23 protein-coding genes are annotated in these 22463 nt (G+C 62.7%); 13 read left to right on the top strand and 10 right to left on the bottom strand.

Annotation, left to right across the window (positions count from 1 at the left end):
- The first annotated feature begins 3 nt into the window (after positions 1 to 3).
- Complete coding sequence (locus ACO550_RS09190) at positions 4 to 1527, top strand: tripartite tricarboxylate transporter permease (RefSeq protein ID WP_315597440.1); 1524 nt, start codon at positions 4 to 6, stop codon at positions 1525 to 1527.
- Here ACO550_RS09190 and trhA read toward each other — a convergent pair.
- On the bottom strand, positions 1515 to 2132 hold the full coding sequence (trhA, locus tag ACO550_RS09195) for a PAQR family membrane homeostasis protein TrhA (RefSeq protein ID WP_315597441.1): 618 nt from the start codon (positions 2130 to 2132) through the stop codon (positions 1515 to 1517). The two genes, ACO550_RS09190 and trhA, sit on opposite strands and share 13 nt — an antisense overlap.
- Positions 2133 to 2217: 85 nt before the next feature.
- Positions 2218 to 2916 carry a dienelactone hydrolase family protein gene (locus ACO550_RS09200; protein WP_315597442.1) on the bottom strand — a complete coding sequence of 233 codons (699 nt, stop codon included), beginning with the start codon at positions 2914 to 2916 and terminating at the stop codon, positions 2218 to 2220.
- 152 nt (positions 2917 to 3068) lie between these two features.
- Here ACO550_RS09200 and ACO550_RS09205 point away from each other — a divergent pair, with 152 nt between their 5' ends.
- Positions 3069 to 3890 (top strand): alpha/beta hydrolase, encoded by an 822-nt coding sequence (locus ACO550_RS09205; protein ID WP_315597443.1) that lies wholly within the window; start codon positions 3069 to 3071, stop codon positions 3888 to 3890.
- Positions 3891 to 4175: 285 nt separating this feature from the next.
- Here ACO550_RS09205 and ACO550_RS09210 read toward each other — a convergent pair whose 3' ends face one another.
- Entirely contained in the window at positions 4176 to 4394 is a 219-nt protein-coding gene (locus ACO550_RS09210; RefSeq protein ID WP_315597444.1) for a hypothetical protein, read from the bottom strand.
- Between ACO550_RS09210 and ACO550_RS09215 the strand changes: the two genes are divergently transcribed.
- From ACO550_RS09215 to ACO550_RS09235, 5 genes are all read left to right on the top strand, one after another.
- On the top strand, positions 4388 to 6583 hold the full coding sequence (locus ACO550_RS09215) for a phosphocholine-specific phospholipase C (protein WP_315597445.1): 2196 nt from the start codon (positions 4388 to 4390) through the stop codon (positions 6581 to 6583). The genes ACO550_RS09210 and ACO550_RS09215 overlap by 7 nt on opposite strands.
- 107 nt (positions 6584 to 6690) lie before the next feature.
- Complete coding sequence (locus tag ACO550_RS09220; protein ID WP_315597446.1) at positions 6691 to 7089, top strand: FKBP-type peptidyl-prolyl cis-trans isomerase; 399 nt, start codon at positions 6691 to 6693, stop codon at positions 7087 to 7089.
- 161 nt (positions 7090 to 7250) lie between these two features.
- Positions 7251 to 7961, top strand: a complete 711-nt coding sequence (locus tag ACO550_RS09225; protein ID WP_485994718.1) for a sulfite exporter TauE/SafE family protein — start codon at positions 7251 to 7253, stop codon at positions 7959 to 7961.
- 143 nt (positions 7962 to 8104) lie between these two features.
- Positions 8105 to 8242, top strand: a complete 138-nt coding sequence (locus ACO550_RS09230) for a hypothetical protein (protein WP_315597448.1) — start codon at positions 8105 to 8107, stop codon at positions 8240 to 8242.
- A 162-nt stretch (positions 8243 to 8404) separates the two neighbouring features.
- A complete protein-coding gene (locus tag ACO550_RS09235; protein ID WP_315597449.1) occupies positions 8405 to 8722 on the top strand; it encodes a hypothetical protein in 318 nt (105 codons plus the stop codon).
- A 59-nt stretch (positions 8723 to 8781) separates the two neighbouring features.
- Here the strand turns inward: ACO550_RS09235 and ACO550_RS09240 are convergent, their stop codons facing one another.
- On the bottom strand, positions 8782 to 9834 hold the full coding sequence (locus ACO550_RS09240; protein WP_315597450.1) for a squalene/phytoene synthase family protein: 1053 nt from the start codon (positions 9832 to 9834) through the stop codon (positions 8782 to 8784).
- 124 nt (positions 9835 to 9958) lie between these two features.
- Positions 9959 to 10657 carry a DUF899 family protein gene (locus tag ACO550_RS09245; protein WP_315597451.1) on the bottom strand — a complete coding sequence of 233 codons (699 nt, stop codon included), beginning with the start codon at positions 10655 to 10657 and terminating at the stop codon, positions 9959 to 9961.
- Between the two features lie 208 nt (positions 10658 to 10865).
- Between ACO550_RS09245 and ACO550_RS09250 the strand changes: the two genes are divergently transcribed.
- From ACO550_RS09250 to ACO550_RS09265, 4 genes are all read left to right on the top strand, one after another.
- A complete protein-coding gene (locus tag ACO550_RS09250; RefSeq protein ID WP_315597452.1) occupies positions 10866 to 11099 on the top strand; it encodes a CDP-diacylglycerol pyrophosphatase in 234 nt (77 codons plus the stop codon).
- A 21-nt stretch (positions 11100 to 11120) separates the two neighbouring features.
- Positions 11121 to 11897, top strand: coding sequence for a CDP-diacylglycerol diphosphatase (locus ACO550_RS09255; protein ID WP_315597453.1), 777 nt, complete (start codon positions 11121 to 11123; stop codon positions 11895 to 11897).
- A gap of 136 nt (positions 11898 to 12033) precedes the next feature.
- Positions 12034 to 13317, top strand: coding sequence for an MFS transporter (locus ACO550_RS09260; protein ID WP_315597454.1), 1284 nt, complete (start codon positions 12034 to 12036; stop codon positions 13315 to 13317).
- A 209-nt stretch (positions 13318 to 13526) separates the two neighbouring features.
- Positions 13527 to 15068 (top strand): methyl-accepting chemotaxis protein, encoded by a 1542-nt coding sequence (locus ACO550_RS09265; RefSeq protein WP_315597455.1) that lies wholly within the window; start codon positions 13527 to 13529, stop codon positions 15066 to 15068.
- Positions 15069 to 15074: 6 nt separating this feature from the next.
- On the opposite strand, the gene cyoD is transcribed toward ACO550_RS09265, so the two are convergent.
- The 4 genes from cyoD to cyoA all read right to left on the bottom strand — a co-directional run bounded on the left by cyoD (position 15075) and on the right by cyoA (position 19301).
- The gene (cyoD, locus tag ACO550_RS09270; protein ID WP_315597456.1) at positions 15075 to 15518 is read right to left on the bottom strand and encodes a cytochrome o ubiquinol oxidase subunit IV; all 444 of its coding nucleotides are present in this window, start codon (positions 15516 to 15518) and stop codon (positions 15075 to 15077) included.
- Positions 15515 to 16171, bottom strand: coding sequence for a cytochrome o ubiquinol oxidase subunit III (cyoC, locus tag ACO550_RS09275; RefSeq protein ID WP_315597457.1), 657 nt, complete (start codon positions 16169 to 16171; stop codon positions 15515 to 15517). Before cyoC ends, cyoD begins: the two co-directional genes overlap by 4 nt.
- Positions 16164 to 18167 carry a cytochrome o ubiquinol oxidase subunit I gene (cyoB, locus tag ACO550_RS09280; protein WP_315597458.1) on the bottom strand — a complete coding sequence of 668 codons (2004 nt, stop codon included), beginning with the start codon at positions 18165 to 18167 and terminating at the stop codon, positions 16164 to 16166. Before cyoB ends, cyoC begins: the two co-directional genes overlap by 8 nt.
- 81 nt (positions 18168 to 18248) lie before the next feature.
- Positions 18249 to 19301 carry a ubiquinol oxidase subunit II gene (cyoA, locus tag ACO550_RS09285; protein ID WP_315597459.1) on the bottom strand — a complete coding sequence of 351 codons (1053 nt, stop codon included), beginning with the start codon at positions 19299 to 19301 and terminating at the stop codon, positions 18249 to 18251.
- 148 nt (positions 19302 to 19449) lie between these two features.
- Here cyoA and ACO550_RS09290 point away from each other — a divergent pair, with 148 nt between their 5' ends.
- Positions 19450 to 20769, top strand: coding sequence for an MFS transporter (locus ACO550_RS09290; protein ID WP_315597460.1), 1320 nt, complete (start codon positions 19450 to 19452; stop codon positions 20767 to 20769).
- Here the strand turns inward: ACO550_RS09290 and cynR are convergent.
- Entirely contained in the window at positions 20738 to 21640 is a 903-nt protein-coding gene (gene cynR, locus ACO550_RS09295; protein ID WP_315597461.1) for a transcriptional regulator CynR, read from the bottom strand. The genes ACO550_RS09290 and cynR overlap by 32 nt on opposite strands.
- A gap of 109 nt (positions 21641 to 21749) precedes the next feature.
- Between cynR and ACO550_RS09300 the strand changes: the two genes are divergently transcribed.
- The gene (locus ACO550_RS09300) at positions 21750 to 22427 is read left to right on the top strand and encodes a carbonic anhydrase (RefSeq protein ID WP_315597462.1); all 678 of its coding nucleotides are present in this window, start codon (positions 21750 to 21752) and stop codon (positions 22425 to 22427) included.
- Positions 22428 to 22463 lie beyond the last annotated feature (36 nt).

Below are 22463 nucleotides of genomic sequence, written 5' to 3' on the forward strand. Positions count from 1 at the left end.
GGCATGGAAGAACTCAATGCATTGATGGGCGGCTTTGCCGTCGCGATGTCGTGGCACAACGTTGGCCTGATGCTGGTGGGCATCCTGCTCGGCATCGTGGTGGGCGTGCTGCCCGGCCTGGGTGGCCCCAATGGCGTGGCCATCCTGTTGCCGCTGACATTCTCGATGGAACCCACGTCGGCCATCATCATGCTGTCGTGCATCTACTGGGGCGCGCTGTTCGGCGGTGCGATCACGTCGATCCTGTTCAATATTCCCGGCGAGGCATGGTCGGTGGCGACCACGTTCGACGGCTATCCAATGGCGCAGCAGGGCGAGGCCGGGCGCGCGCTGACCTCGGCCTTTACCGGGTCGTTCCTGGGCGCACTGGCGGGCGTGCTGCTGATCACGTTCCTGGCGCCGATGGTGGCAAAGTTCGCGCTGCGCTTCGGACCACCGGAGTTCTTTGCGGTCTACTTCCTGACGTTCTGCAGCTTTATCGGCATGGGCAAGGAAGCCAAGGCCAAGATCGTGATCGCGATGTGCATGGGCTTTGCACTCGCGGCGGTGGGCATGGACACGGTATCGGGTACGTTGCGCATGACCTTCGGGTCCACCGAGTTGCTGCGCGGTTTTGATTTCCTGGTGGTGGTGATTGGCCTGTTCGGCATCAGCGAGATCCTGATGACGATGGAAGAGGGCATCGCGTTCCGCGGCAAGCGTGCCAATATCGACCTCAAGGTGGTGCTGAAGACCTGGGCCGAACTGCCGCGCTACTGGATGACGCTGATCCGTTCGTCAATCATCGGCTGCTGGCTGGGTGTGACGCCGGGCGGTGCCACGGCGGCGTCGTTCATGGGCTATGGCGTGGCCAAGCGTTTCTCGCGCAAGCGTGAGACGTTCGGCAAGGGCAATGTCGAAGGCGTGATTGCCCCCGAATGCGCGGCGCATGCGGCAGGTACCAGTGCACTGCTGCCGATGCTGGCGCTGGGTATTCCCGGCTCGGCCACGGCGGCCGTGTTGCTCGGTGGCCTGATGATCTGGGGCCTGCAACCGGGGCCGCTGCTGTTCACGGAGCAGAAGACGTTCGTGTGGGGCCTGATCGCCAGCATGTACCTCGGTAATCTGGCCGGATTGATCGTGGTGCTGTCGACGGTGCCGCTGTTTGCCGCGATCCTGCGCATTCCGTTTGCGATCATCGCACCGCTGATCCTGGTGGTCTGCGCGATCGGCGCATTCACGGTGCACAACGCCATGTTCGACGTCTGGCTGATGCTGATCTTCGGCGTGATTGGCTACGTGCTCAAGAAGCTCGACTATCCGCTGGCGCCCCTGGTGCTGGCACTGGTGCTGGGTGACCGGGCCGAGGATGCGTTCCGCCAGACCATGCTGATGTCGCAAGGCGAGATGAACGTGTTCTGGTCGAATGGCCTGGTTGGCACCATCATGGCGCTGGCCATCGTGATCCTGGTGTGGCCCGTGATTGGTGGCCTGTTCGAGAAAGCCCGGCGACGCTCGCCGGGCGACGTCGAGGGTCAGTCGACGTAGAACAGGATGCTGATGAACTGGCAGAAGCTGCCGCCGAGTACGAACAGGTGCCAGATGCCGTGGAAGTGGCGCACCTTCTCGTCGAACAGGAAAAAGCCGATGCCGGCCGTGTAGATCGCGCCGCCTGCCACCAGCCAGTACAGGCCGGCGGCGGGCAGTGCGGCCATCAGTGGCTGGAACGCGATCAGCACCAGCCAGCCCATGATCACGTAGATCGACAGCGACAGCACGCGGGTGCGATGGCCGATCCATAGTTCCTGGACGATGCCGATGGCGGCCAGGCCCCAGTTGATGCCAAACAGTGCCCAGCCCCACGGGCCGCGCAACGTGACCAGTGCAAACGGTGTATAGCTGCCGGCGATCAGCAGGTAGATGGCGCAGTAGTCAAGCCGCCGGAAGATGTCCTTGGTCGGCCCGCGTACGCTGTGATAGACAGTGGAGATCGTGTACAGCAGCACCAGCGTGGTGCCGTAGACGACCGAGCTGATGACCTTCCACGCGTCGTGGTACAGCGCCGATGAGGTGACCAGCACCGCCATGCCGGCTGCGGAAAGTACCGCGCCTGCCAGGTGACTGTATCCATTGAACCGTTCGCCGCGATACATCCCGAATGCTCCGTTTGCGTGGTTGGGCCAACGGGCATTGTGGCATGGATCGCGGAGATCACGCTGATTGCCTGACGATGCAGGGTTATTTCATCATCTGGAAATGCTTGAGCGTGCGGGCATTGGCGGCCTTGGCTGCCGCATCCACGTAGTGCACGCCTTGATTTCGCGCAAATGCATGCTGGCACCCGGCGTAGCTGTGGATTTCAACGAGGGCATTGTCTTGTAATGTCTCGATGATCTGTGTGCGCGCCGTCGCTGGCACGAATTCGTCCTGCTCGGCGATATGCATCAGCAACGGCTTCGAGATCTTCGACGCTTCGCCCAGATGCTTGTCGATACCGACGCCGTAGTACGACACCGCTGCATCGGCGCCGGTACGCGTGGCCGTCAGGTAGGCCAGCAGTCCGCCCAGGCAGTAGCCCACGGTGCCAACCCCACCTTTGACGCCAGGCTGCTGACGGACGGCAGTGATCGTGGCATCGATATCGGCCACACCCTTGTCCACGTCGAACGCGGTGTAGAGCGCCAGTGCCTTTTTCCATTCGGCTTCGGTCTGGTCGGTCAGTTCGACATTGGGCTCCTGCCGCCAGTAAAGGTCCGGACAGATGGCCACGAAGCCTTCGCGCGCAAAGTTGTCGCAGGTTTCGCGCATGTCGGCATTGATGCCAAAGATTTCCTGGATCACCACGATCGCGGTGCCGCGCGCGTTGGCGGCATCGGGCGTGGCAAGGTAGGCGGCAAAGCTGCCGTCGGGCACGGTGATGGTGATGCGTTGCGACATGGCGGTCTCCGGTGGTGGGAAGCAGGAACGGCGAACCCAACCAGCTTAGTCGAAGCCCGTGACGATCGCGGGCCACCTTGCATTTATGGCGCCCATCATCTTTCATAAAAACTTCCGCCTGCTGTCTCTCCCAACCGCCAGGAGTACGCATCATGCCCTTTGCTGCCGCCAAGGATGGAACCGATATTTTCTACAAGGACTGGGGCAGTGGCCGCCCGATTGTCTTTTCGCACGGATGGCCACTCAATAGCGATGCCTGGGACGCGCAGGTGCAGTTCTTCCTGCTGCAGGGTTTTCGCGTGATCGCGCATGACCGGCGCGGCCATGGCCGCTCGGGGCAGCCGTCCGACGGCAATGACATGGATACCTATGCCGACGACCTGGCCGCGGTGCTCGACAAGCTCGATGTCAAGGACGCCGCGCTGGTTGGTCATTCCACTGGTGGTGGCGAAGTGGCCCATTACATCGGCCGCCATGGCACGAAGCGCGTGGCCAAAGCCGTGTTGATTGGCGCGGTGCCACCGCAGATGCTCAAGACCGCCACCAATCCCGGCGGCTTGCCGATGGACGTGTTCGACGGAATCCGCAAGGGCGTGGCCGAAAACCGCTCGCAGTTCTACCGCGACCTCGCCATGCCATTCCATGGTTACAACCGTCCGGGCGCCAAGCCGTCGCAAGGCATCATCGATGCATTCTGGGCCCAGGGCATGACTGGCGGCATCAAGGGCCAGTACGAATGCATCAAGCAGTTTTCCGAGGTCGACTACACCGAGGACCTGAAGAAAATCGACAAGCCCACGCTGATCCTGCACGGCGAGGATGACCAGATCGTACCGATCGACAACGCCGGCCGGCTATCCGCGAAGATCGTCAAGGATGCGGAACTGAAAACCTATCCGGGTTTCTCGCACGGCATGTGCGCGGTCAACGCCGACGTCATCAACGCGGATCTGCTGGCGTTTTTGAAGAAGTAAGCGCCTGAAGCAGGCTCCCCTCTTCCGCGCGCGGGAGAGGGGAGAAAGAAACAGAAATTCAAAGATAGTCAAACACCCGTTTGTGGTGCCATCGTCACGTAGTTGACACATCAAGTCTACAGACTGCGCCTCTCGCCAGGGTATCCCCCTCGTGCGAGGGGTGCCCCCGCCAGTAGCAAACCAGAAAATCCAACGCGGCCGAGAATGCATCCGGGCACCTGACAGGTTCACGCTCGGCCCGCTGCTCGGACCTCGAAACATGAAAACCAGAAAACCTGTTCCCGTCTACGGACTGGGCAGGCCGGCCCTGGGTGCCGGCGTGCTTTGTCTGGCCCTGTTGTTGAGCGCTTGCGGAGGCGATGACAACAACACCACACCGCCGACGACTGGCGGTGGCAGCGGCACCACGCCCGCTGCCTGTTCCTCGGCGCATTGCGCGCCGGCGCCATGAACCGTGCGCGGCCATACCTCATCCTTCCATTCGACCCAGATCAGGCATGACATTCAATCCTTCCAAGCGCAAGTTCCTGCGCAGTACTCTCGGCACCGCCGCGGCTGCCGCCACGCTGGCTTCGTTCCCGCCCAGCATTCGCCGCGCACTGGCCATTGAAGCGAATAACGCCACCGGCACCATCCAGGACGTCAAGCATGTGGTGATGCTGATGCTGGAAAACCGCGCGTTCGACAGTTACTTCGGCACGTTCAAGGGCGTGCGCGGATTTGGCGACCGCTTTGCGATTCCGCTGGCCAATGGCCAGAACGCGTTCTTCCAGACCGATGCCACCAGCAAGACCATCACGCCGTACCGGCTCGATGCGACCAAGGGCAATGCACAGCGCGCGGGCAGCACGCCGCATACATGGCCCGATGCGCAGGCAGCCTGGGATCACGGGCGCATGAACCGTTGGCCGGTGGCCAAGAAGACGCTGTCGATGTCGTACTACGAACAGCCCGAGATTCCGTTCCAGCATGCGCTGGCCGAGGCCTTTACGCTGTGCGACGCGTATCACTGCTCGATGCACACGGGCACCATCCCGAACCGCCTGTACTACTGGACCGGTACCAACGGCCCGAGCGGCGCCAACGTGGCGGCCATGGTCAACGAGTTCAATGGCGGCAACGATGTGGGCCCGTCGACCGATGGCTGGACGTGGAAGACATATGCGGACCGGCTCGTCGATGCCGGCGTGAGCTGGAAGGTCTACCAGAGCCTTGACGACAACTACGGCTGCAACGAGATGATGAGCTTCCGCCATTGGCGCGCGGCCATGGAGTCGATGCCGGCCGCGCGTCGGCCGAGTGCCACCGTGGGCTTGTCGCCGGCCTACAATCCCGCGATCGACGATGCGTTGAGTCCGCTGGCCAAGGGCTTCGGCAACACCATGCCGGACGGCTTCCTGCAATCGCTGCGCGACGACGTGCAGAACGGCAACCTGCCGTCGGTGTCGTGGATCATCGCGCCTTCGACGTATAGCGAACACCCGGGACCTTCCAGCCCCGCACAGGGTGGCTGGTATGTGCAACAGGTGCTCGACGCCCTGACCGCCAACCCCGAGGTCTGGAGCCAGACGGTACTGCTGATCAATTACGACGAGAACGATGGTTTCTTCGACCATCTGGCGCCGCCGTCGGCACCGTCGCGCAATGCCGATGGATCGCTGGCCGGTGGCAGTACGCTGGCCGATGCCGACATGGCTTTCGAATACCACAACTACACGCCCGCCACGAGCAACCAGTCGGCGATGGACGGCAAGCCCTACGGGCCCGGGCCGCGTGTGCCGTTATGGGTGGTGTCGCCATGGAGCCGCGGCGGCTGGGTCAATTCCCAGATCTTCGACCATACCTCGACGCTGCTCTTCCTGGAAAAGCGCTTCGGGGTCAAGGAGCCGCAGATCGGCGCCTATCGACGTGCGGTCTGTGGTGACCTGACCTCGGCGTTCAACTTCGTCAATCCGAACAACGAAGCACTGCCGACCCTGGGCGGACGTACCACGAAGGTGGCGGTGGACAGCCTGGCGTTGTCGCAAAAGGCATCGGCGGCGATTCCGGTGCCGGCTACACCGGTCGCACCCACGCAGCAGACTGGTACGCGCGCGTCGCGGGCGCTGCCGTACGAACTGCATACGACCTCGCGCGCCGATGCCGGTGGCAAGACGGTAACGCTGATGTTCGCCAACACCGGCAGCGCAGGCGCGGTGTTCCACGTCTACGACAAGCTGCATCTCGATGCCATTCCGCGCCGCTATGTGGTGGAAGCGGGCAAGAGCCTCGATGGCGTGTGGAGTGTGGCCGCCGATGCTGGTAAATACGATCTCTGGGTACTGGGACCGAATGGCTACCACCGCGAGTTCATTGGTGACCTCAATGAGCAGGCGGCGGCCGGTGGCGCCGACATCCAGGTCTGCTATGAACCTTGCGATCCGCCGGTGCTGCAGGTGAAGCTGTACAACCGTGGCGACAAGGCCTGCACCTTCAATGTCAGCGCGCAGGCGTATCGCACCGATGGCCCGTGGAGCCAGAGCGTGGCACCGGGCCGTGTGGGCGAACTGACGTGGACGCTGGGCGACAGCGGCAACTGGTACGACTTTGTCATTGGCTGCGATATCGCACCAGCGTTCCGGCGTCGCGTGGCGGGCCGTATCGAGACCGGCAAGGACTCGGTCAGCGATCCGGCGATGGGACAGGTCGCATAAGCGTTGCACAGGCGCCGGCCGGCATGGCGTGTACACTTGCCGGCTGGCGCCTGGATTGCCTTGTGCGGCCAGGCGTGACTCCTGAGAACCCGACACGACTGAATCTCATGAAGAAAATTTCCCTGTTGTTTGCTGCCGTTGCGCTGGCCGCTTCGGGCCTTGCCGTCGCTGCCGAAACGCTGCCCTCGGGCGTGGTGGTCGACACCGTGACCAAGGGCACCGGTGCATCGCCGAAGGCCACCGATACGGTCAAGGTGCACTATCGCGGCACGCTGACCGATGGCACCGAGTTCGACAGCTCGTACAAGCGTGGCCAGCCGATCTCGTTTCCGCTGAACCGCGTGATTCCGTGCTGGACCGAAGGCGTACAGAAGATGCAGGTCGGCGGCAAGGTCAAGCTGACCTGCCCCGCATCGACCGCATACGGTGCGCGCGGCGTGCCGGGCACGATCCCGCCCAATGCGACGCTGAATTTTGAAGTGGAGCTGCTGGGTATTGGCGGCTGATTGACATGGCCGGCGTGGTAGCTGCCGGCCTGCTTCCCCCGGTTCCCCTGCTGTGTGCTCCGTACACGCAGCAGAGGGAAACAAGCCGGATGATCGAACGCATATAAATACAAGAGGATCCCCGCGTGGATTCCGTGATCCTTATCGTTGTGCTCGGTGCCATGGTCGCCGGGTTTGTGCAGGGGCTTTCCGGATTCGCGTTCGGCATGGTGGCCATGTCGTTCTGGGCCTGGGGCGTCGAGCCCCATATGGCCGCGGCGATGTCGGTCTTCGGCTCGCTGACCGGCCAGTTGCTGGCAGCCTTCACGGTACGCCGCAGGTTTCATCTGGCCGCGGTGCTGCCCTTCCTGCTCGGTGGCATCGTCGGCATTCCGATTGGCGTCAGCCTGCTGCCGCTGCTCGACGTCAACCTGTTCAAGCTCTGCCTGGGCAGCGTGCTGGTGATCTGCTGCCCGATCATGCTGTTTTCCAGCCGAATCCCGCGCATTCATCACGGCGGACGCATTGCCGACGCGGTGGTCGGCGGCATTGGCGGCATCATGGGTGGCATTGGCGGCTTCACCGGCGTGGTGCCCACGCTCTGGTGCACGCTGCGCGGCTTCGACAAGGACAAGCAGCGCGTGGTGATCCAGAACTTCAACCTGGGCGCGTTGCTGGTGACGATGGGCGTCTATATCGCCAGCGGCATCATCACGCGCGACATGCTGCCGATGTTTGCCATCGTGGCACCGGCCATGCTGATTCCCACGCTGATCGGCACGCGTGTCTATATCGGCATCAGCGACCTGATGTTCCGCCGCATCGTGCTGACGTTGCTGAGTTGCTCGGGCGTGGCAATGCTGGCCTCATCGATACCGAAATTGATCGCCTGATTGTGCGCTTTGCAGCCCTTTATTGGCGGGCGGCAGCGTTTTTCATGCGGGTTTATACTTACGGCCGCTCCCAGCCGTTTTATTGCCTATCGTTCAGACAGGCACGTCGCCGCCTTCGCGGCGAGCCCGCTTTCCGCCACATCATGAACACGCGTTTTTATCTTTTCTGCGCCACTACGTGGGCGGCAGCCGCCATCCTAATCCTCGGCAACGGGTCCATGGCCATGGACGCGCTCAGCGGTGTGGTGGTGCTGGCCGGCTTCGACCTGTTGCGCCCCTGACGGCAATTTTTGCGTGCATACGCACCAGATTGCTGCTTTGCACGATGATGCGCAGGGTATGCGCGATCAGTGATGGCGATTTCGATGTCTGACGTCTAGGCTTACTGTTGGCCCGTGCGGTTTTGCTGCACGATGTTATCCAACCGTTTGCAGGAGATGTTGATGAAGGCGTTCACGATTGCATTGGCAGTTGCGGTATTTGTCCCCGGACTGGCGTTTGCGGCCGGGCCGGCCAATCCTGCCGACCGCTATGACTACAACATGCGCACGACCAACAAGGACGGGTATGTACCCGACCCGGCTCGCGCAACCAACAAGGACGGCTATGTACCTGATGCCGCCCGGTCAGGCGACAAGTTCGACCCGTACACCCAGGGCGCGAACCAGAGCACGTCGTCGGCGCTGACGGATTCGAAAAGCACGCAGAAGAAGTCCGGCAAGTCGCAAAAGAAATCGCCGACTCCGTCCGCTTCGAAGTGAAGTTGGTCCTGAGGTAGAAATGGCCCCGCAAAGCGGGGCCATTTTCGTTAACTTTTCCGTTACCGGGGCAGGCGCGCTTCGATGCGCCCAATCAACCGCTGCATCGCACCACGCAGCAGGGTGTCGGACATGACCTGGGCGCTGCTGCTTGCCAGTATCCGGTACACATCGCCACGGCTGACCTTGGTGACCTTCGCGGGGTCGAGCCACGCATCGTTTTCCACCAGCAATGCCAGCGTTTCCAGTCCGATCAGGATCGGCCACAGGCAGGCCAGCCGCAGACGGATCGCGGTACGCGGTAGCGCAAACGTGTAGGCCATGGCCTCGCGGAACTGATCGAGCGAGAGTCGCAACAGTTCGCCCAACATCGGCTGGGCACGCCGCGAGTTCGCGGGATCGAGCAGATCCTGCGGTGTCAGGCCATGGCGGTCGAGAATGGCGGTCGGCAAGTAGCAACGGCCGATGCGCAGGTCCTTGCCGCAGTCGCGCAGCACGTTCACCATCTGGAGTGCCTGGCCGAAACGCACGCCACGGCGCAGCATCGTATCGAGCGGCGCCTTGAAGGTGCCGGGCAGATGCGCATCGGTCATCGTGGTCCAGAACTCTCCGACACAACCCGCCACCAGATAGGTGTAGCGATCGAGCTCGGCCAGCGTCTGCAGTGCAGCCACCTGGCCCGAGCGCTCGTCCGGGAAGGTGCGTAGGTCGAACTCCATGCCTTCGGTCAGCGTGGTGACAATGCCTTGCACCGCGGCGCGGTCCGATGCGGAGAGCTGGTCGAGCACCGCCAGTGCGGGGCCGATCGATTCGAGCAATACCTTCTCATCGGACACGGTCTGCTGGCTGGCCACCTCGGCATTGAGCCGCAGCGCAAGCGCGCCGCCATCGTCGGCACCATTGACGCGCTGGCGCAAGGCCAGCAGCAAATCAAGTCGCTGCGCGGGAGGAATCAGCGAAGTATCGGCAATCGTATCCGCCGCACGCGCCAGCAGATATGCAAGGCCGACCGGATCGCGCATGCCCGTGGGCAGGATGCGCAGTGTCAGGTAGAAGGAGCGGGAAACGCCCTTGAGCAGCGGCCCGAGCAGGAATGCCCGGTTTGGGGTCGGCATGGCACGGTCGGCAGACAATGGAACCGCGCATTGTATCTGGCGTATCCGACAACCCCGTTTTTGCTCCTCTCCCCCGACCCCTCTCCCATTGCATGGGCGAGGGGAGTAAACAAAAAACACAGCTTCACCCTTTCCCATACCCCAACTTCGGATACCAATTCCCACGTCCTTCCGGCGTCGTATCCAGCAGCGTCCATAGCGGATCCGGATCTGGCGCACCACGGGGATCCTGGCCCGGATCGGCCACGCTCATCTCGCCGCTATAGAAATGGCGGATCTTGCCGTCGCGTCGTGTGAAGACCGTGTAGCCGGGGATGTCGGCGTCTTCGGCGCTGACATAGTCGCGCGTGAAGTCGCCATCGGTATCGGCGTAGATCTTGAGTTGGGTCCAGCCACGTTCGGCCTTGGCGGCCTTGAGGCGGTCGATCGGGGAGCGTGCCACCATGGCCAGCGCCACGCGTTGTTCGATATCGGGGACCTTGCCTTCCCACGAGGCCATCAGCGAGGTGCACATCGGGCAGGGCTTCTCGCGTTGCGGGCCGAACATGTAGTTGTAGACCACCAGCGTGTCCTTGCCGCCGAACAGGTCGGCCAGTGTTACCGGCCCTTGCTCGCCCGTGAAGTGATAGGTTTTCTTCACTTCGCCGCCCGGTGGCAACTGGCGGCGCATCTCGGCCACGCGTTCGATATGGCGGCGCAGTTCGATCTCCTCGGCCAGCAGCGCATTGCGGGCCTGGCGATAGGCTGCGTCTTCATTCGGAAAATGTGCGCGGTTGCGTTCGGCCAGTGCTCTGGCCGGGATCAATGTGGACGATTGCGTCATCGTCTTGCCTCCTGAAACCATGAAATCGTGGCGTGCGCGCCACGCTGGGAAATACCCGCGCCCGCCCGGAAAGCCCGGCCTGGCGCGGCCGTCTGACCAGCATAGGAAAAGAACTGTCCACATGCGCAACCCGACCCATGTCCGGTCATTCCCATGTCATGTCAACGTATGCATAATCTCTAGCATCTGGGCTTCAAGGACTCACCCGATGCGTGTGACGATTCGAACCACGACGATTCCCGGATCCCCCGATCGGGGCCCACTACATCGTGCGGCGGTCTACCTCAATACCGAGGATGATTCTTCGCCGCTGATGGTCAGTGCATGGAGTCAACGTGAACCCGAGGTCTTCCTGGCCGCCCAACGCTGGGCGCGCAACCATGACTACATGGTTTCGAATCCCCGCAATGGCACGTACTACGGTGGACGTACGGCGCGCTGAGCGCCTGTCTGTATTGCCGTAATGAAGCGCTTGCTGTTGTGTTGCCTCGCGCTCGCGGCGTCGGGGAGCGCGTGTGCCGACGCCGGGCTGCTCGAACGCATCGTTGGTGGCTTTTCGCGCAATTCGCTATGGCAGCACGTGCAGGAGCGCTGCCTGGAGCCAGCCACACCCACCCATACCGACTGCGTCATGGTGGATCGCGAGCGCGGCTTCGTGCTCTACAAGGATGCCATCGGCGCATCACACTACCTTGTCATTCCGGTTCAACCGGTTACCGGTGTCGATGATCCGCGCGCGTGGAGCGAGCGGCAGCGCAATGCATGGGCCTTTGGCTGGCAGGCGCGCGATATCGTCGGCAAGGCGGTTGGCCGGCCACTGCCGGACACGCTGCTTGGGCTCGCCATCAATGCCAAGGCATCGCGCAGCCAGGATCAATTGCATATCCACCTCGACTGCATTAGCGAACGCGCGCGTGATTTCCTGGCTACCAGCGAGATTGGTGCGCGCTGGCGTGACCTGCGTTTCAATGGCAAGCCGGTACGCGCAATGCTGATTCCATCTGCCCGGCCGGTACTGCCGATCGACCCGTTCGATCTGGTGCGGCAGGACGTGGGCAGCAATCCTGCCGGAATTGCCGATCGTGGCGTATTCCTGGCCTATGTCGAGCCGGCTGGCGGCACTGCCGGGTTTGTCGTGGTCGATGAACCCGTGGACAAGGCCAATGGCGGCAATGGTCACGCAAGCGATTTTCTCGATCGCGGTTGCAAGCTGGGCCGTGCGCTACCGGGCGGGCAGTAACCCACGTCGCCAGGCGGAACCAGTGGGTCGCAGAGGCGCGGCAATGCGCGGTGATCGACCGTTTTTATTGCCACGGCGTGAATGTCGCGCATTGCGCCGCGTAGAATAGCCGCGAGCTCCTCCACGACACGCATCGATGAATACCCCGGCAACAGAACCGGCAACAGACCGGCGCCCGCACGCTACCAGTGTCACCGACGACAGCACCGTATCCGCTACCGCGACTCGCGGCATCGCGCTGCTGACTTTTGCGTTTATCCTGAGCCAGTTCTACCGCAGCTGCCTGGCGGTGATAGCGCCCGAGCTCCAGCGCGATTTCGGCTTGTCGCCGGCGGGCTTCGGTGCGTTGTCCTCGTGCTTCTTCCTGTCGTTTGCCGCCGCGCAGATTCCGGTTGGCATTGCGTTCGACCGCCACGGCGTGGGCCGTCCCACCGCGTGGCTGCTCGGCATCGGCGCGGTATCGGCAATCGGGTTCGTTCTCGCGCCAAACGGCACGGTGGCCATGCTGGCCCAGGCGGGCCTGGGACTGGCCTGCGCGCCGGTATTCATGGGCTTGCTGCATTACGCTTCTGAGCAGCTGTCCGAAAAACAGTACATGCGCGTGGTGAGCCGGTCGAATGCGCTGGGCATGATCGGCGCGTTATGCGCCACGGCGCCGCTAGGCTGGTTTTCGCAGCATTTCGGCTGGCGCCCGGCGCTGGCGATCTCCGCGCTTTGCATGGTGGCCGGCTGCTACGGCGTATGGCGCCACGTGCGCGACAGCGGTCACGCACAGGCACGCCAGGCCCCGATGGGGGCCATGCTCGGCGAAAGCGTGCAACTACTGACGATGTGGCCGCTCTGGACGCTGATCCCGTTGTGCGTGGCGATGGCGGCGGGCACCACCTTCCGTAACGCGTGGAGCGGCCCCTATCTGGCCGATGTGTTTGGCCTGCAGGCCGGAACGCGCGGCGTGGCACTGACCTTGTTGAGCCTCGCGGGTTTCATGACCGCATTCGTATTGCCGGTGCTGGTGCGGCGTACCACGTTGAAGGCCACGATTGGCGCCTGGGCCTGCCTGTCGATGGTGGGTGGCATGGCATTGGCGATCTGGCCCGACACGGGCGTGGCGCCGGGTGTGGGCATGATGGCGCTGCTCACTACCATCGGCATGCTCCACCCGCTGGTGATGGCGCAAGGTCGCGCGCTGGTGCCACCCGCCAAGCGCGGGCGTGGGCTTGGGCTGCTCAATACGTTCGTGTTCCTGGGGTCCGCGTTGGCGTCATGGGGTTTCGGCCTGATCGCGAATGCCGGACACCTGCGCGACTGGTCAGTGGCCCAGATCTACTCGACGATCTTCGTGACCGCCGTGGTAGTCGTCGGGCTGTCGCTGCTGCCGTACTGGTTCAGTCCGCTCTCCGCGCCGGCCGCAAGAAAATAAACGCCAACATTACAAATGGCTTTCAATCCAGGCTGCGTCCGCAATCGGCGTTTTCCCTGATTTTTCACTCAAGTTGCTGCTACGCGTTGCCGTTAGCTCATCCAATGTCTGTCCGTGCGTACATTCAAATGTACGGCTGACGCAGGAGGAGCGGCCGGGCGCAGCGCGCGACTTCGGCCTGCCACGAACCAATCGATCAGGTAGAAGAAATGAAGAATCTTGGTATTGGTGTGCGCCTTGGCATTGGCTTTGGCGTGGTGTTGCTGTTGTCGACGCTCATGACCGTGCTTGGCGTGATGCGTTTGCAGGAAGTCGCGGGCCGCACGCACGCGATGATGCAGGAACCGCTGGCAAAGGAACGACTGGTCAGCGACTGGTATCGATTGATGTATGCCAGCGTGCGCCGTACCACGGCAGTGGCGCGCAGTAGCGATCCGTCGCTCGGTACTTTCTTCGCGGCCGAGACAAAATATTCGGTGGAGGCAATTGCCTCGCTGCGCGACAAGATCGAACCGCGACTGAGCACCGACGCGGAGAAAGCCGCGTTCAAGAAGATCCAGGTGGTGCGCAACCCGTACAACGATTCGCGCGACAAGATCACCAAGCTCAAGGCCGAAGGCCTGACCGACGACGCGAACAAGGTGCTTGAAACCGAGTTCGTGCCCGCCGGTGATGCCTACCTTGCCGAAATCCAGAAGCTGCTCGATATCCAGCGCGCGTCGATCGACGCCACGGCAGTGGAGATCAACAGCATCTATGAAAGCGCCCGCAACGGCCTGATCACGCTGGGCGTGATCGCGCTGGCGATTGGCGTGGCGTTCGCCTGGTGGCTGACGATCGGTATCACGCGTCCGCTGCATCGCGCGGTGGGCTTTGCGCGCACGGTAGCCGCGGGCGACCTGACCAGCCGCATCGATGTGGACAGCACGGACGAGACCGGCCAGTTGCTGGATGCATTGCGTGAGATGAACGACAACATCCTGGGCATCGTCCAGGAAGTGCGCAATGGCACCGAAGCCATCGCTACCGGCACCAGCCAGATTGCCGCCGGCAACACCGACCTGTCGCAGCGTACCGAAGAGCAGGCGTCGTCGCTGCAAGAGACGGCTTCGAGCATGGAAGAGCTGACCAGCATCGTGCGCCAGAATGCCGATAGCGCCAAGCAGGCGAGTTCGCTGGCCGTGAATGCGTCGGAAGTTGCCACGCAGGGCGGCGAGGTGGTGGGCCAGGTGGTGCACACGATGGACGAGATCAATACCTCGTCGCGCAAGGTGGTCGATATCATCTCGGTCATCGAAGGTATCGCGTTCCAGACCAATATCCTGGCGCTGAACGCCGCCGTGGAAGCGGCGCGTGCGGGCGAGCAGGGTCGCGGCTTTGCGGTGGTGGCTGGCGAGGTGCGCAGCCTGGCGCAGCGTAGCGCCACGGCCGCCAAGGAGATCAAGTCGCTGATCGGGGATTCGGCCGATCGCGTCGAGCGTGGCTCGCAACTGGTGGCGCAGGCCGGTCAGACCATGGAAGAGATCGTTGGCGCCGTCAAGCGTGTGACCGACATCATGGGCGAGATCAGCGCGGCATCGGCCGAACAGAGCGCCGGCATCGAGCAGGTCAACCAGGCCGTGACGCAGATGGATACGGTCACGCAGCAGAACGCCGCGCTGGTGGAACAGGCCGCGGCGGCCGCGGGCTCGCTCGAAGAGCAGGCCCAGCGGCTCAAGGAAGCAGTGGCTACCTTCCGCCTCGCAGCATAAGCGTTCCTATTTGGTCCGGGGCGGCACGATCGTGCCGCCCGATTCCGCGGCCTCTTTCGCGTGCTGCATCTGCGGCATCATGTTGCTGTTCAGGTGGAACATCACCCATAGCGATCCGGTCAGCGTGATGACCACCAGCGTCAGCGTGAACATCAGCGACAGCATGTTCCAGCCGCCTTCGGACTTGGCGTTCATGTGCAGGAAGTAGATCATGTGCACCACGATCTGCACCGCGCCAATCAGCAGGATCACGATGGCGGTGGTCGACGACTTGTCGAACACCTTGCCCATCACCAGCCAGAACGGCACCGCCGTCAGGAATACCGACAGCACAAAGCCCGTCAGGTAGCCGCCCAGCGTGGCGTGCGGCCCGATGTCTTCCTCATGATGGTCATGGCCGTGACCGTGATCATGGCCGTGGCCATTCAGCGTATGGTCCTGTGCGCTCATGGCAGCGTTCCCATCAGGTAGACAAAGGTAAAGACACCAATCCACACCACGTCCAGAAAGTGCCAGAACATCGACAGGCACATCAGCCGGCGCTTGTTGGCGGTGATCAGGCCATGCCGCCCGACCTGGACCATCAGCACGATCAACCAGACCATGCCGAACGTCACGTGCAGGCCGTGCGTGCCGACCAGCGAGAAGAACGACGTCAGGAACGCGCTGCGCGTGGGGCCGGCACCTTCGTGGATCAGGTGCGCGAACTCATAGAGTTCCACCGCCAGGAACGCCGCGCCAAACAGGCCGGTGATCGCCAGCCAGATCTGCGTGGGGGCCACCCGGTTCTGCTGCAACTGCAACATCGCAAAGCCGTAGGTGATCGATGACAGCAGCAGGAATGATGTGTTGAGCGCCACCAGCGGTAACTCGAACAGCTCGGCCCCGGTGGGCCCGCCCGCGTACTCGCGCCCCAGTACGCCATAGGCGGCGAACAGGCACGCGAATATCAGGCAGTCGCTCATCAGGTAGAGCCAGAACCCGAGCAGCGTGCCGTTCTGCGGATGGTGCTCTTCGGTCAGGTAGAACTGGTAGCCGCCCGGCGGTACGTCATCTGCCGCGGCGGTGCCGTTCGCGTGTAGGGGAAGGGTCGTATCAACCATGGCCTGCCATCATTTGGGTGCGCGTTGCTTCGGTCCGGACCACGACTTCAGTCGGAATGTAGTAATCGCGCTTGTAGTTGAAGGTGTGGATGATTGCCGAGATGATGAGGGCCGCGAAAGACGCAGCCACGAGCCACCAGATATGCCAGATCAGCGCAAAGCCCATCAGCGTGGACAGGCCGGCCAGCACGATGCCGGCCGCGGTGTTCTTTGGCATATGGATCGGGATGAAGCCTTGCAGTGGGCGCTGGTAGCCGTGCTGCTTCATTTGCCACCACGCGTCGGTGTCATGCACGACCGGCGTGAACGCGAAGTTGTACTGGGGGGGCGGCGATGAGGTAGACCACTCGAGCGTGCGGGCATCCCATGGGTCGCCGGTCACGTCACGCAGCTCCTCGCGGCGCATGAAGCTGACCACCAGCTGGATGATGAAGCAGGCAATGCCCAGTGCGATCAGGAACGCGCCGAACGCGGCAATCTGGAACCAGATCTGCAGCGACGGATCGTCGAAATGGTTCATGCGGCGCGTCACGCCGAGCAGGCCCAGCCAGTACAGCGGCATGAACGCGAAGTAGAAGCCCGTGAGCCAGAACCAGAACGACGCCTTGCCCCACGACGACACCAGCCGGTAGCCAAACGCTTTCGGGAACCAGTAGGTGATGCCGGCCATCAGCCCGAACAGCACGCCGCCGATGATCACATTGTGGAAGTGGGCAATCAGGAACAGGCTGTTGTGCAGCGAGAAGTCCGCCGGCGGCACCGCCAGCAGCACGCCGGTCATGCCACCGATCACGAACGTGACCATGAAGCCGACCGTCCACAGCATCGGCACCTCGAACTTGATCTTGCCGTGGTACATCGTGAACAGCCAGTTGAAGATCTTCGCCCCGGTGGGGATCGAGATGATCATCGTCGTGATCCCGAAGAACGAGTTCACGCTGGCGCCGGAGCCCATCGTAAAGAAGTGGTGCAGCCAGACCAGGTACGACAGCACCGTGATCACCACCGTTGCGTAGACCATCGACGCGTAGCCGAACAGGCGCTTGCGGCTGAAGGTGGCGGTGACTTCGGAGAACACGCCGAACACCGGCAGCACCAGGATGTAGACCTCGGGGTGGCCCCAGATCCAGATCAGGTTCACGTACAGCATGGCGCTGCCGCCCTGGTCCGCCGTGAAGAAGTTGGTGCCGACATAGCGGTCGAGCGACAGCAGTGCCAGCGCGGCCGTCAGTACCGGGAACGCGGCGATGATCAGTACATTGGTGCACAGCGAGGTCCACGTGAAGATTGGCATGCGCATCAGCGTCATGCCCGGCGCTCGCATCTTGACGATGGTGACCAGCAGGTTGATCCCCGATAACAATGTCCCGACCCCTGCCACCTGTAACGCCCATATGTAGTAGTCGACCCCGACATCGGGACTATGCAGGATGCCCGACAATGGTGGATACGCGAGCCAGCCCGTGCGCGCGAATTCGCCGACGAACAGCGACATCATGACCAGGATGGCGCCGCCCGTGGTCATCCAGAAACTGAAGTTGTTCAGGAACGGGAAGGCCACGTCGCGCGCGCCAATCTGCAGGGGGACCACGAAGTTCATGAGCCCCGTGACCAATGGCATGGCCACGAAGAAGATCATGATCACGCCGTGCGCGGTAAAGATCTGGTCGTAGTGGTGCGGTGGCAGGTAGCCAAGGTTGTCGCCGAAGGCAACCGCCTGCTGGATCCGCATCATGACCGCGTCGGCAAAGCCGCGCAGCAGCATCACGATGCCCAGCACCACGTACATGATGCCGATCTTCTTGTGGTCGATGCTGGTGAACCACTCGCGCCACAGATAGCCCCAGACCCGGAAGTAGGTCAGCGCGCCGACCAGCGCCAGGCCGCCCAGTATCACGGCCGCGAAGGTGGCGATCAGGATTGGTTCGTGTAACGGGATGGCCTCCCACGAAAGACGACCAAAAATCGTGTTGGCGAGTTCGGAACGCTCGGGCATGGTTGTCACCTGGGCCTGTGTTGACCAATTCTGGCCGATGAAGATTGGCGAAAACGTGAAGGGCGGAAGCCGGACCGTGCGTCAGCGCAACAGCCGCCTGCCGTCATTGGGGGAGGCATCTGGCGCGAACACGGGCGCAACGTCGGCCGTATTGTTCGCGGTGCAGATTTCCGCCGACGGATCGAACTTGCCACGGCTGCGATCAAGCGCCATGGTGTCCGCCATGCAGGTCCCGCCATCCACGCAGCGGTTCAGGATCAGGTTGTAGAGGTCCGGCGCCACGCTGGCATAACGCTGCACCGGCTCGCTCTCGCTGGGCTTGGCCAGCTTCAGGTACGTGTCCTTCGACAATTGGGCACCTGACGACTTCGCCTGCTGGACCCAGCGGTCGAAATCCTCGTTGGACATGCCGTGGAACTTGAAGCGCATATGCGAGAAGCCCGCGCCGCTGTAGTTGGATGACATGCCGTCGAAGACGCCCGGCTGGTTGATCACCGCATGCAGCTTGGTCTCCATGCCCGGCATGGCGTAGACCATGCCGGCCAGCGACGGCACGAAGAACGCGTTCATTACCGAAGTAGAGGTGATCCTGAACGCGATCGGACGATCGACGGGAGCCGCCAGCTCGTTGACGGTGGCAATGCCTTGTTCGGGATACAGGAACAGCCACTTCCAGTCCATGGCCACCACCTCGACGGTCAGCGGCTTCACTTCGGCGGTCACCGGGCGGCTTTGGTCGATACGCGTGAGGGGGCGGTAGGGATCGAGCTGGTGGGTGCTGACCCAGGTCACCGCGCCCAGCGCGATGATGATCAGCAGCGGCGCGGCCCAGATGGCCAGTTCCAGCACCGTGGAGTGGTCCCATTCCGGGTTGTATGGCGCGTCCTTCGCGTTCTCGCGATAGCGCCACGCGAACAGCAGCGTGAGAAATATCACCGGCACGATGATCAACAGCATCAGGCAGGTGGCGATGATGATCAGGTCACGCTGCCGCAGCGCCATGTCGCCAGAAGGCGACAACAGCACCGCGTTGCTACATCCCGCGAGACTCACCAATATGGCGATCGCGGCACTTCGCAGAAGCAATCTACCCGTCACACTAAACGTCGGCACTACAGCATCGAAGCGTGGCATGGTCTCGGAAGTGGCGTTTGATTAACGTCGAAGGCTCACTGACGCAGCAATCTTTCGATTTCCAATGGCAGTTTAGGCGCTATTCTTGTCAGTGCGGGACTTTAAGTGCAGTACGACATTCCTTCCGCACTTCGATGGAGACTCCACGATGGCCAGTCTGTCCCACCAGCATCGCGCGTCGCCGACTGCACCTCCGGCGCCCGGCCACCATGATGTGGCACCTGCCGAGATCGCCACAGGCGTGGTGATAGGGCGGGCTTCGGAGTACTTTGACTTCTTCGTGTATGGCATCGCGTCGGTGCTGGTCTTTCCGACGGTGTACTTCCCGTTTGCCAGTGAACTGGCCGGGTTGCTGTACAGCTTCGCGATTTTCTCGTTTGCGTTTATCGGTCGACCGTTTGGCACGGCACTGTTCATGCGCGTGCAGCGGCGCTGGGGGCGTGGCATCAAGCTGACCGCGTCACTGTTCCTGCTGGGCACCGCGACAGTAGGGATTGCGTTCCTGCCGTCGTACGAGTCGATCGGCAGCAAGGCCATCTACCTGCTGGCCCTGTTCCGCTTCCTGCAGGGCATCGCGTTTGGCGGATCGTGGGACGGGCTGCCATCGCTGCTGGCGCTGAACGCGCCCGAGAACAAGCGTGGCTGGTACGCAATGGTCGGGCAACTGGGCGCGCCGACCGGCTTTATCGTGGCCGGTTCGTTGTTCCTGTTCCTGCATGTGAGCCTGACCCAGCCCGAATTCATCGACTGGGGCTGGCGCTATCCGTTCTATGTGGCGTTCGCCATCAACGTGGTGGCACTGTTCGCCCGACTGCGCCTGGTGGTCACGCACGAGTACACGCGGTTGCTCGAGGAAGACGAACTGGAGCCCATCAGCACGTTGCAGATGGTGAATGCGCAGGGCTTCAATATTTTCCTTGGCGCATTTGCCGCGCTGGCCAGCTACGCGCTGTTCCACCTGGTCACGGTGTTCGCGCTGTCCTGGGTAGTCCTGCACAAGACCCAGGAAATTGGCGACGTGCTCGCGGTCCAGATCGTGGGCGCCGTGATTGCGTTTATCGGCACGCTGATCTCGGGCTGGCTGGCGGACCGCATCGGCCGTCGCACCACGCTGGCGATAATGGCTGTGCTGATCGGCATCTTCAGCCTGGCCACGCCGTGGCTGCTGGGCGGTGGCGCCACGGGGCAGGACATCTTCATCCTGGTGGGCTTCGGCCTGCTGGGGCTGTCCTATGGGCAGGCAGCCGGTGTGGTGACGTCCAACTTCGACCGTGAGTTCCGCTACACCGGCGCAGCGCTGACCACCGACTTCGGCTGGTTGTTTGGCGCCGCGTTCGCACCGCTGGTGGCGCTGGGCCTGTCGTCGCTGTTCGGACTGGTTGCCGTGAGTCTCTACCTGCTGTCCGGCGTGGCGGGGACGCTGATCGCCTTGCGGATCAACCGCGCGTTGGGGACCCCCGACGTTTAAATTCGTGTAGCGCGAAATCGACAAAGGCGCGCGCCGCCGCGGTGCGGTAGGCGCCTTTGCGCTGCAATAGCGCGGCGTGCCGCGGCGGCAGCGGCAATTCCAGTTTCAGGATGCGCAGATCCGGGTGATCGGCGGCGATGGCCGCCGGCAGTACCGTGGCATGACGCCCGCTGCGCACCGCATCGAGCACGGCGCTCACCGAATTGGCCTCGAACGTGATGCGCGGCTCGATCCCCAGCGCACCGAAGTAGCGCGCGATATAGCCCCGCGTGGCAAATTCTCGCGTCAGCATCGCCATCGACTCTCCGGCGAGCGCGCGGGCCCCGAGTGCCGTGCGGCGCCGTGCCAGCGCATGCGTGGTGCCGACCATGTAGGCCAGCGGCTCATCCAGCAATGGCGTGGCTTCAAGATCCGGCAGGTGGATATCGTCGAATGCAATGCCGATATCGACTTCATCGTTGGCCAGCATGGGCTCCACGCGTTCCTGCGGCATTTCCCGCAGGCTGAGCGTGATGTTCGGATACCGCGCGTTGAAGGCGACGATCAGCGGCGCCACCAGGTAGGGCGTGAACGTTGGCGTCATGGCCAGCCGCAGGTTGCCGCGCGTGAGCTCGCCCACATCGTGGATCGCCCGTTGTCCTGCCTCCAGATCCTGCAGTGCGCGCCGCGCGTGCAGGTAGTAGGCCTCGCCGGCATCGGTCAGCCGCACCATCCGGCCGCTGCGGTCGAACAGCGGCGCGCCGAGCGAATCCTCGAGCTGGCGGATCTGCTGTGACAGCGTCGGTTGCGAGACGTGCAGCGCCTCGGCGGCACGGGTGAAGTTGCCGGCATCGGCAACCGCCAGGAAGTATCGGACGTGGCGCAGCAGCATGAGCAGACTCTTCAACTATTGGTATTGCCAATGGTCAGCATAATAATCCGGTCTTGGACCTAATAGCTGTTTACGCCCATGCTATGCGGTCAGATGGGGGGAGATCGCAGTGAAAGACTTGATCCAGGGCATTCTCAAATTCCAGCGCGAGGAGTTTCCGAAGCTTTCCGCGCTGTTCCAGGAACTGGCGACGCAGCAGAGTCCCAGCACGCTGTTCATTGCCTGTTCCGATAGCCGTGTGGAGCCTGCGCTGCTGACGCAGAGCGAGCCCGGCAAGCTGTTCGTGATCCGCAATGCGGGCAACATCGTGCCGGCCTACGCGGTGCAGCCGGGCGGTGTGTCGGCCAGTGTGGAATACGCGGTGGCCGGCCTCAAGGTGCGCGACATCGTGATCTGCGGCCACTCGAATTGCGGTGCGATGACGGCGGTGGCCAACTGCCAGTGCCTGGACCATATGCCATCGGTTGCCGAATGGCTCGAACATGCCAGCGGGGCACGCATGATCAGCCTGGCACGCCCGCATGGATCGGAGCGTGAACGGGTCGACGACATGGTGCGCGAGAACGTGATCGAACAGCTCGCGCATCTGCGCACGCATCCGAGCGTGGCCGAGGCCCTTGCGCAAGGTCGCATCAACCTGCACGGCTGGGTGTACGACATCGGCACCGGGGCCATCGATGCGCTCGACGGCAAGACCCGCAAGTTTGTGCCGCTGGTGGAATTCCCGGAGGTCAATGCCACGGAAATCACTGAAATCGCCGAAATCACCGAATCCCAGGTCGCATAAAAGTGAAACAAACCGTACATTGTCCACCTCTGTGCG

This window comes from Cupriavidus sp. (assembly GCF_057315035.1).